Raw genomic sequence first — 10858 nt, forward strand, 5'->3', positions numbered from 1 at the left:
GAGCGCCAGATTGTGGTTCTGGTTGTCGTGGGTTCGAATCCCATCGTTCACCCCAAGAGTATAAAAAGTTAAGGTATTTAACCTTAACTTTTTTTTATATATATTTAGGTATATATTTATATAAAAAACTAAAAATTATCAACAGTTGGATTGAAAATTAAACGAATTGATAACATATTGTGAGTATAAGTGGATAAACTACAACAAAAACAAATTTATTGTGGATAAGTATTTATTCTTTTGGTGTTAAATATAGAATAGGGTTGTAATTTATTATGGATACTATATTTAAATTTTGTAAGACTTAAACCATTGTATATATATGGAGGTAATTATGATATTTGATAAAACTACTAGAGTTGTAGAGTTTGTGAGGAGACCAAATAGATTTCAGGGATATGTATTAATAGATGGAAAAGAAGAGCTTGTTCATGTACCTAATACAGGTAGATGCAGAGAAATATTAGTTCCTGGTTGCAATGTTTTAATAAGATCGGAAAATGGAACTAATAGAAAAACTAGATTTAGTTTGATTGCAGGGTATAAGGGCGAAAAATTAATCAATATAGATTCACAAGCACCAAATAAAATAGTAGAAGAGGCATTAATAAATAAGAAGATAAAGGGGTTAGAAGAATACTCAAAAATCTCTAGAGAAAAAACCTTTGGAAGAAGTAGATTTGATTTCAAGTTGATCAATAATAAAGATGAAGAATATTATTTGGAAGTTAAAGGTGTAACATTAGAAGACCATGGTAATAGTAGATTTCCAGATGCACCTACTGAAAGAGGTACAAAACATATATTAGAGTTAATAGATGTAAAAAATACAGGAAGAGGTGCAGGTGTAATTTTTTTAATTCAAATGGATAATATAACTACATTTACACCAAATAAAGAAATGGACAAAGTATTTGCTGATGCACTAAGATCTGCGAAAGACAATGGTGTAGACATATATGCATATCAATGTAGCTTAGATGAAAATTCTATAGAATTGACTACAGAAGTGAAAGTATTGTTATAGCATTTGATTCCATGAATAGATATAGAGGATAAATTAGAATAAACACCTGTAATACATTATAAAATAGTATTATACAGGTGTTTATTCTTTATAATGATCTTATAAGGTTTATTTCAAGTATATTATTATCATATGTGATATTAGCTGAATCAGTCATCATTCCAATTAAACTTAATTCAGAATTAAAATCATCGTCACCATTAAGTTCCCAGTAGTACTCTTCTATGTCTTTTCTTCTAGGCAGATTTAATAATTTTTTCAATTCATTTAGATTTTCTTCACTAATACAATTGGTTGTAGTAGTAAAGATAATGTGAGTAATATTATCGATAGTATTAAAATCTATATGCATATCATTACAGCCTACTCTGACTAAATATCCACTAAGTTCACTAATTATTCGAATGTTTCGTTGATGTAAATGCTTCATAATTAAACTTCCTTTCTAAATGCAGCAATTAATGGTAGTAAAAACATACATATAAGACCACCAGAAAAACCATTGTTATACAAAATCATGCCTCCATGCAAATATGTGATATTCATTACTAAACAAGAATGTAACACTCCAGCAATAATACCCCATATAACACCAAAAGCACCAGCGATAGGAGCAAGGGTAGTTCCAAATAAAAGGCTTAGAATAACACTTGGAGAGTTTATTTCCCATATATTAAAAAATGTAGATAATAATATACCTATCATTATGGGTATTATATTTCTTAAATGTTTTCCGAATGCTCCAAAGCCAACAATTGTTAATATACCACCTAGTGTAGGACCATTTAAGTCACCATTAACTAATACAACAAGTAGCAATGAAAATAATCCTAATATACCCATATTAATTAGAGTAACTCCGTGACCAAAAATAAGGTAAAAATCTGTAATAAGTTTACCAGAATGTTTCATAACGTCTTTAACATTTTTAAAACTTTTCCCGTTATAATTAAATCCAAGATATATCATTATTAGAAAAATTGTTGAGAAGATTATCAAGAAAGATAAATTATTTCCTGTGGACCATATAATTCTACTTTCAAAATCAATTCCAAAAGCACGCAGAAGTGACATTAAAATTGTACCTAAAAGTCCAGCTGCAAGACCAACATTATATAAACTATATCCTTGATGAAGTCTCATACAAGCAGATGCAAGTGGTGGAAGTAAAAATCCAATAAATACACTTATTAATGTACCAAGAAATATTGACATATACATTGGTATAGAATGATGACCTACTATTTGAATTAATGCAGGGGAGAGTGTTGTTCCAAATATTGCTGAAACTATATATTTAGAAAATGGTTCCTTTTGAAATTTAGAATATAGCCAAATTCCTAATATTATAGGCCAAATATTTAATATGTTTTTACCAAAAAGTGAAAAACCACCTACAGTAAATATACCAGCAATTATAGTACCGGATGGAGCGACATTAAGAGCTGATAACATAGTAATATATATAATAATTAAAAGTGCACAATTTATAAAAGTAGCGCCAACTCCACCTAGTTCAATATAATCTGTTATTAAGATGTCGGGGTTTAATATTATAGTTTTTAAACCTTGTAATATTTCTAGGGGAGAATTAAATAAAAATGATATAAATATCAAAATTACACTAAAACATAAGAATAATCTATATGGCAAGGGGAGGTTGGTAGTAAAGTCTTTTATAAGAATCAGCTCCTTTGTAGTTGTTTACACATTAATAATAAAGGTGTATAGTTTTAATATATTTAAGGCTTTACTTCTTTATTATAGCAAGATTAAATCTATATAACTATATTATTCGTATTATAATTGAATTATATAATTAATCAATAAAGACTATAGCGACTTTCATATATGTTTTATAAATTTATATAAAGAAAGAGGAAATAATAATGGTAATGGATGTAGTTGTATATAATTGTGAAAAATGTCCGGATTTTAAACAACAGAAGTGCGATGGTAAAGTTGTTAACTGTATGTGTAAAAAATGTCCAAGAAATTTAGGGCAATGTTTAATTGTTAGGTATTGTAGAGAAACAGAATCAATTTTAGATTGTTTTGAGTATTAAATAAACTTTACAATTAAAGGTGGTAGTATAAAGGATAGATAAATTTTGATTTAAATTACAAATACTTAAAGTATATTTATTCAAAATAGACTACTTAAAATACTATCACTTTTATATTACCAACTAGATTAAAAAAATACAAAATACTACAAATTTAAATAGAGAAATTTAAAATTTGTAGTATTTATAGATATAAAATATAAATACTTAGATAAATTCATGAACAATTAACGAAATATTTTAATGATAATATAATTTTAAAATATTTCGTCTATTGTCTTGAGAAATATATGCAAAGATGTTAAAATGTAATTGATTTCAAAAGAATAATGGAAATATAAACGTTTACTTATTTTAGGAGGGTGAATTATGCATAAAAGATTATTTATACCAGGACCAGTAGATGTGGCACAAGATGTTTTAGAAAAAATGGCTACACCGATGATAGGACACAGAGGTAAGGAAGCTTCAAGAATTCAAAGACAAATTAGTGATTACATGAGAGTTATATTTAATACAAAAGAGGAAATATTACTTTCAACTACTTCAGGTAGTGGTCTTATGGAAGGTGCTGTACGTTCTTGTACTGCTAAAAGAGCTGCAGTTTTTGCAGTTGGTGCTTTTGGTAAGAGATGGTATGAAATGGCAACTGCTAATAATGTTCCAGCAGATTTATATGAAGTTCAATGGGGTGAGCCAACTACTCCAGAGCAAATTGATGAAGTTTTATCAACAGGAAATTATGATTTAATAACAGTAACTCATAATGAAACTTCAACTGGTGTTATGAACCCATTAGATGAAATTGCAAAAGTTATGAAAAAATATCCTGAAGTTGTATTTTGTTTAGATACAGTAAGTTCAGCAGCAGGAACTGAGCTTAAGGTTGATGAGTGGGGTGTAGACATATGTATTACTTCAACTCAAAAAGCATTAGGTCTTCCAGCAGGAATGGCTGCTTGTACATTCTCTCAAAAAGCTATAGAAAGAGCAAAACAAGTTCCAAATAGAGGAATATATTTAGATCTTTTAGGATTATATGAATATATCCAAAAGAAAGACTACCAATATCCATCAACACCTTCATTATCTCATATGTTTGCTATGGAATATCAGCTTGATAAGATAATAAACAAAGAAGGTCTTGAAAATAGATTTGCAAGACATATTGCAGGAGCAGAGGTTGTTAGAGCATGGGCAGAAAAATATTTTGAAATATTACCTGCTAAAGAATATATGTCTAATACTTTAACGAACATAAAAAACACTAGAAATATTGATATTGCGGCTTTAAATAAAGCTTTAGGTGAAAGAGGATATCAAATTTCTAATGGATATGGAAAATTAAAGGACAAGACTTTTAGAATAGCTCATATGGCTGAAACTACTCCAGCAGAGTTAGAAGAATTATTAAGAAATATTAACGAAATATTAGGGCTTTAATAAATAAATATTAATTAAGAAGGGTACAACCCTTCTTAATTAAATTTAAAAGAGTCTATTATTGTAAAAATAAATAAGTATTAACAAAATGGGAATTTAACTGTCTTGAATACTAAAGTTTAAAAATTTAATCATTATTAGGAGGATTGTTATGTTAAGAGTATTAGTTACGGATGGAATGGAACAAAGTGGAATAAAGGTTTTAAAAGACAATGGGTATGAAGTTGTAGAAAAATTCTATGAGCCAGAAGAACTAGGGGTTGAACTACAGAATTTTGACGTTGTGGTAGTTAGAAGTGCAACAAAAGTTAGACAACCAATAATTGATAAAGCTTGTGAAACTGGAAGACTAAAACTTATAATCCGTGGTGGTGTAGGTGTAGATAATATAGATGTAGCTTATGCTACAGAAAAGGGAATAAAAGTTGCTAACACTCCAAATTCTAGTAGTGCATCAGTGGCAGAACTTGCACTTGCTCATATGTTTGCAGTAGCTAGATTTATAAATACAGCAAATGTTACTATGAGAGAAGGCAAATGGGAAAAGAAAAAATATGAAGGAACTGAGATTAGTGGGAAAACATTAGGTCTAGTTGGATTTGGTAGAATATCTAGATGTCTTGCACAGAAGGCTGAAGTACTAGGTATGAAAGTTATATATACTGATATAATGGGAAAAGCTGAAGGTTTTGACAAATATGATTTCTGCACATTAGAAGAGTTATTACCACAAGCTGATTATGTGTCTCTTCATATACCATTTATTAAGGCGCAAGGAGCTACAATTGATAAAGCTCAACTTGATATGATGAAGGATGGAGCTATATTAATTAATTGTGCTAGAGGCGGAGTAGTTAATGAAGAAGCATTACTTGAAGCTCTTAATAGTGGAAAATTAAGAGGAGCTGGAGTTGATGTATTCGAAGTTGAGCCAACTAAGAATGAAACATTAATAAATCATCCAAGAGTATCAGTTACACCACATATAGGGGCAGCTACTGTAGAAGCTCAAACTAGAATTGGTGAGGAAATAGTTCAAACTATATTTGATTTTTTTAAATAATATAAATAACTAGGGGGAAAGATTATGTCAGTTGTAAGACCTTTTAAAGGAATAAGACCAACAATAGAATTAGTTGATAAGGTAGCAGCACTTCCTTATGATGTTATGAATACGGATGAAGCAAGGGACATGGTTAAAAGTAATCCTTATTCATTTTTACATGTTGATAAAGCACAAATTGATTTACCAGTAGAGACTAATCAGTATGATGAATTAGTTTATAATACTGCTAGAAAAAATCTAGATACTATGAGAGCAGATGGAACGTATATACAAGATAATGCTCCAAGTATGTATATATATAGACAAATCATGGATGGAAGAATTCAAACTGGTATAGTTGGGTGTACTTCTATAGATGATTATATGAACAATATAATTAAAAAACATGAACACACAAGAGCGGAGAAAGAACAAGATAGAATTAAACATGTTGATCATTGTAATGCGAATACAGGTCCGATATTCTTAACTTATAAGAATGTTGCAGAAATAGATGAAATCGTGGCTACTTGGACTACTAAAAATCCAGAGTATAACTTCGTTTCAGAAGATGGTATATCTCATATTGTTTGGGTTATCGATGATTTGAGCACTGTAAAAAGAATAGAAGAACTATTTAAAGGTGTTGAATATCTTTATATAGCAGATGGTCATCATAGAGCAGCTTCAGCTGTAAAAGTTGGTCAAATGAGAAGAGAAGCTAATACTAGCTACACTGGAGAAGAAGAATTTAATTTCTTCCTATCAGTTATATTCCCTGCAGATGATTTATATGTAATGGATTATAACAGAGTAGTTCAAGATTTAAATGGACATTCAAGTGAAGAATTCCTAAGTAAGGTAGCTGAGAAGTTCATGGTAGAAGAATTCAAAGGTGAAGGCCAGTATAAACCAGAGGGAAAAGGAAACTTTGGAATGTACTTAGATAACAAATGGTACAAGTTAAGTGCAATAGATGGAACATATGATAGTAAAGATCCAGTTAAGAGCTTAGATGTTTCAATTCTTCAAGAAAATCTTTTAAGACCATTACTTTCTATAGAAGATCCAAGAACAAGTGATAGAATAGATTTCGTTGGTGGAATAAGAGGACTTAAAGAGCTTGAAAGAAGAGTAGAAGAAGGAATGAAAGTTGCATTCTCTATGAATCCAACAAGTATAGTTGAACTTATGAACATTGCTGATGCAGGTGAAGTTATGCCACCTAAATCAACTTGGTTTGAACCTAAACTTAGAAGTGGAATATTCGTTCACGAGCTAAGTTAATTAAAGAAATTTTAATGTATAAATTAAGCTGAATTTTGTAAGTACTGAAAAGTTCTTATGAGATTTAGCTTTTTTTACTTTAATTAAGATATATAGTTGAATTATATAAGTAAAAAATATAAAATTGATATATTCTAAAGCTAAGAATTTAAATGACTTAATTTTAAATCGTAAATAGAATTGTAGTCTGTCTTATAAAAAAGTAAACACAGGAGGATAAAGATGGCTAATCATATTTTTTCAAGAACAGAGTTATTAATAGGAACGGATAATTTAGATAAGTTACAAAAAAGCAAAGTAGTAGTGTTTGGAGTAGGTGGAGTAGGAAGTTTCACTGTGGAGGCATTAGTAAGAAGTGGAGTAGGAACTTTGGTTTTAGTAGATAATGATGATATATGTTTAACGAATATAAATAGACAAATACATGCAACAACTAAAACTTTAGGCAAGAGTAAAGTTGAAACTATGAAGAATAGAATTTTAGATATAAATCCTGACTGTGTAGTAATTACACACGAAGTTTTTGTGGATGTAAATAATGTAGGGGTATTAATAGATAAAAGTGTTGATTATGTTGTAGATGCTATCGATACAGTAACTTCAAAACTCGTATTAATAGAGTACTGCAAGAAGAATAATATTGATATCATAAGTTCCATGGGAACAGGAAATAAATTAGATCCATCTAGATTTATGGTTACGGATATATATAATACTTCGGGATGTCGACTTGCCAGAGTTATGAGGAACGAACTAAGAAAGCGAGAAATAAAAGAATGTAAAGTAGTATTTTCTGATGAGCTTCCAATGAAGCCTCATGTAGAAGTAGCAGAGGAACTTTCAAAGGTTGTAGAATCTACAAAAGCTGCGAAGAAAAGGCAAACGCCAGGAAGTATATCATTTGTACCACCAGTAGCTGGTATGATAATTGCTGGTGAAGTTGTTAGGGATTTAATTAAGTAAATTATAGATACTAGTATCTAACGTTTAATTAGAAATGTACAATTTAGAGAGGTTATCATGAAAAATAAAATTCTCATAGGATTTTAAAGGATTAAAGGTGTAAATTTAATTAGGTCATATACGAGATAATAAAAATCCGTCAGTAAAACTAAGATACTGACGGATTATCTATATTAGTAGATGTCACTATAACTGGCTCGGGTTAATTTATACTATGCATAGCAACTGTACACTCCTATCTTTTTTAGTGGTGGATAACATAGGATAAGATTATAGATAGGTGATTCTAATACTTTGTTGGAGTTAGATATTCCTCTTAAGCAAACTCCGTCGTAATATAAGAATAGCTTGATAATCATAAGTATAACAAAGTATCATATTTACTAAAAATAAAAGTTAATTATAAATAAACATAAAGTATAATTAATAATAGTAAATTAGAAGTTTAAATAAAAAAAAACGACTAGTAAATATGTTATAATATCTTTGGAAAAGGAGTGATATTAGTGGAGAAAAATAAAAATGTTACAACAACCATTTTTATATTTATTATTATGGCCGCAATTGCCATAGTTGATAACACTAAAGGTATATTTATACCGGTGTTTAAAGAATCATTTAATGCAAACAATACTAGTATGGGTATGATGTTATCTGCATGCTCATTAGGATATATAGTATTTACATATGTAGGCGGATTATTATGTGAAAGAATTGGACAAAGAAATGTAATTTGTATGGGGTTATTAAGTATTATAACCTCTGTGTTGATAGTTGCAATATCTAAGGTATATGGAGTTTTGTTGATTGGAATGTTTTTTATTAATATGGGAATAGCATTTGTAACAATTGGAATAAACACATTAATACCAGTATTGTTTGTTACGATGCAAGCCATTATGATGAATTTAGCACATTGTTTCTATGGTTTCGGGTCTTCCATAGGTCAGTTTACAATTGGAACGGTTTTAGACAAAGGAATAGGATGGAGAAGCGTTTTTTTTGGTATAGCAGTATTGTTTATTATTATATTAGCAATCTTCTTCGTTGTTAAATTACCAAATATAGATAAAACCTGTAAAAAGGAAAAGTTGAATACAGCATTAATATTTAAGAATAAATATGTGTACTTATATGGGATAGCATTAGGTACTTATGTATTTGCTGAAATGGGTATGTCAAATTGGATAGTTAATTTTCTAATGGATAGTTATAATTTTACAAGTAGCAAAGGGGCAATATTTTTAGCATCCTTTTTCTTTTTACTTACTATAGGACGACTTATAGGTGGATTCGTTGCAGAGAAGATAGGTTACCTACAAGCAGTATTGGGTTCACTTACAATAGCGGTTATTTTATTATTAACCGCACTTATCATAGGAAGTAAAGCACTTATTTTAATATGTGTTACAGGTTTATTTTTTGCTATAGTTTATCCAACAATGGTTGTAACAATAAGCAAAGTATTTAAAGAAAATAGTTCTTATATTACAGGTGTTATTATAACATTTTCTAGTACTGTAAGTATGATAATGAATTTAGTAATGGGTAAATTCAATGATGTAATTGGCACAGCTAAGACCTTTTATTTAATTCCTATTAGCTTAGTTATTTCTATAATATTTGTCTTGATGATTTATAAGGGTAAATATCAGATGTTTTGTAGTGGAGGTAGTGAAGGTGAGCGTTGAAAAATTGGTTACTATTGACAAGGTTAATGATGGGGTTAATAAGTATATAATAAGAGGCTTAGGTGGAATTACAGTTGGGCGATTTAATATTATAGATTTAGACAAAGAGAATAAAGCAGTGATTATAAAACTTAAGTTTTATAAAAGTGGAAATGAAGCTAATGTAATATTACAGGATGCATTAAAAGTGATATTGCAGAAGCTAATAAAGGATGGAGGCCTTTATAAGGTGAACATTATAAGTGATGAAAAAATAAGTTTAACTCCATTTACTAATTTAGGTTTTCAATTAGAGGGATACATATCTGATAGTATAATTGTAAAATCAAAGCATGAAGGAAGTTTATTGTTTGGTATATCAGAAGAAGAATATTATAGTAACTTTTATCGAAAGGAATTAAAAATTGAAGGTAATGAAATATATATTAAAATTTTAACATCAGAAGATGCTGAGGCATTAAGTGAGTATTATATGAGAAATAGGAAATTCTTATCAAAATTCGAACCTCATAGAGATGAAAGTTTCTATAGTATAGATGTTCAAAGACAATCTATTATAGAAAATTATAAAGAATTCATTAAGGAATCAGGAGCTCACTTTGGTATATACAAGGATGATCAAATAATAGGAAGAATTAGGGTGTATAATATAGTTCAGGGTGTATTTAGGAGTGGATTTATAGGATACTCTATAGATGAAAACTGTCAAGGTAAAGGATATATGAAGGAAGCAGTGAATTTAATGTTAGGATATGCCTATGAAGATTTAGGATTACACAGAATAGAAGCTACTACATTGGTTGATAATGAAAGGTCACAAGGCGTGTTAAAATCATGTGGCTTCTCGAAATTAGGGGTGGCCGAAGAATATCTTTATATAAATGGAAAGTGGAGAGATCATACTATATTCTATAAGAATAATAAGTAAAGGGTATATATACATTTAAACTAAGAATTTATGACTCATAATTGTAAGAAGAAGGCTGAAATCATTGATGAGGTTCCAAAGAATCAAATATGTAAAGTTAATATAATGAAAGAATTATATTAAAGCTCACTATAAAAGTTAAGATAGTGGGCTTTAATTTTATAATAATATAATATTATTTACGTCAGTATTGAGTTAATAATATTATTAAAAGTATATTATATTTATAATAGTTTAAATGCACAAGGATACTTGACCTAGTGTATCAACATAAGATATTTGTAGTATTATAAAGAAATATATAGTATATAGTGTATATTTTTGGTGTAAGGGGAGAATAACTATACTGTAGAATTAAAAACCATGGTATTATAAGTCTTGTCGCTGAGAGATGCGGCAAAGAAACAA

10 protein-coding genes are annotated in these 10858 nt (G+C 29.3%); 8 read left to right on the forward strand and 2 right to left on the reverse strand.

The window, feature by feature from the left end; translation table 11 throughout:
* Positions 1-334 precede the first annotated feature (334 nt).
* Positions 335-1027, forward strand: a complete 693-nt coding sequence (gene sfsA, locus RSA29_RS18490; protein ID WP_346934496.1) for a DNA/RNA nuclease SfsA — start codon at positions 335-337, stop codon at positions 1025-1027.
* A gap of 88 nt (positions 1028-1115) precedes the next feature.
* On the opposite strand, the gene RSA29_RS18495 is transcribed toward sfsA, so the two are convergent.
* Positions 1116-1457: a hypothetical protein gene (locus RSA29_RS18495; protein ID WP_346944296.1), complete on the reverse strand. Its 342-nt coding sequence runs from the start codon at positions 1455-1457 to the stop codon at positions 1116-1118.
* 2 nt (positions 1458-1459) lie between these two features.
* Positions 1460-2680, reverse strand: a complete 1221-nt coding sequence (locus tag RSA29_RS18500) for a DUF1576 domain-containing protein (RefSeq protein ID WP_346944295.1) — start codon at positions 2678-2680, stop codon at positions 1460-1462.
* Positions 2681-2916: 236 nt separating this feature from the next.
* On the opposite strand from RSA29_RS18500, the gene RSA29_RS18505 reads away from it, so the two are divergent.
* The 7 genes from RSA29_RS18505 to RSA29_RS18535 all read left to right on the forward strand — a co-directional run bounded on the left by RSA29_RS18505 (position 2917) and on the right by RSA29_RS18535 (position 10450).
* Positions 2917-3093 carry a hypothetical protein gene (locus RSA29_RS18505; protein WP_346934499.1) on the forward strand — a complete coding sequence of 59 codons (177 nt, stop codon included), beginning with the start codon at positions 2917-2919 and terminating at the stop codon, positions 3091-3093.
* Between the two features lie 369 nt (positions 3094-3462).
* Positions 3463-4536 carry an alanine--glyoxylate aminotransferase family protein gene (locus RSA29_RS18510; RefSeq protein WP_346944294.1) on the forward strand — a complete coding sequence of 358 codons (1074 nt, stop codon included), beginning with the start codon at positions 3463-3465 and terminating at the stop codon, positions 4534-4536.
* 151 nt (positions 4537-4687) lie between these two features.
* Positions 4688-5599, forward strand: a complete 912-nt coding sequence (locus RSA29_RS18515; protein WP_346944293.1) for a D-2-hydroxyacid dehydrogenase — start codon at positions 4688-4690, stop codon at positions 5597-5599.
* A gap of 24 nt (positions 5600-5623) precedes the next feature.
* Positions 5624-6868: a DUF1015 family protein gene (locus RSA29_RS18520; RefSeq protein WP_346944292.1), complete on the forward strand. Its 1245-nt coding sequence runs from the start codon at positions 5624-5626 to the stop codon at positions 6866-6868.
* A gap of 222 nt (positions 6869-7090) precedes the next feature.
* Positions 7091-7831, forward strand: a complete 741-nt coding sequence (locus RSA29_RS18525; RefSeq protein ID WP_346944291.1) for a tRNA threonylcarbamoyladenosine dehydratase — start codon at positions 7091-7093, stop codon at positions 7829-7831.
* A 506-nt stretch (positions 7832-8337) separates the two neighbouring features.
* Entirely contained in the window at positions 8338-9522 is a 1185-nt protein-coding gene (locus tag RSA29_RS18530; protein WP_346944290.1) for an MFS transporter, read from the forward strand.
* The gene (locus RSA29_RS18535) at positions 9512-10450 is read left to right on the forward strand and encodes a GNAT family N-acetyltransferase (RefSeq protein ID WP_346944289.1); all 939 of its coding nucleotides are present in this window, start codon (positions 9512-9514) and stop codon (positions 10448-10450) included. Before RSA29_RS18530 ends, RSA29_RS18535 begins: the two co-directional genes overlap by 11 nt.
* Positions 10451-10858: the final 408 nt, after the last annotated feature.

It is taken from the genome of Clostridium sp. (assembly GCF_036660475.1).
GTDB lineage: Bacteria > Bacillota > Clostridia > Clostridiales > Clostridiaceae > Clostridium_J.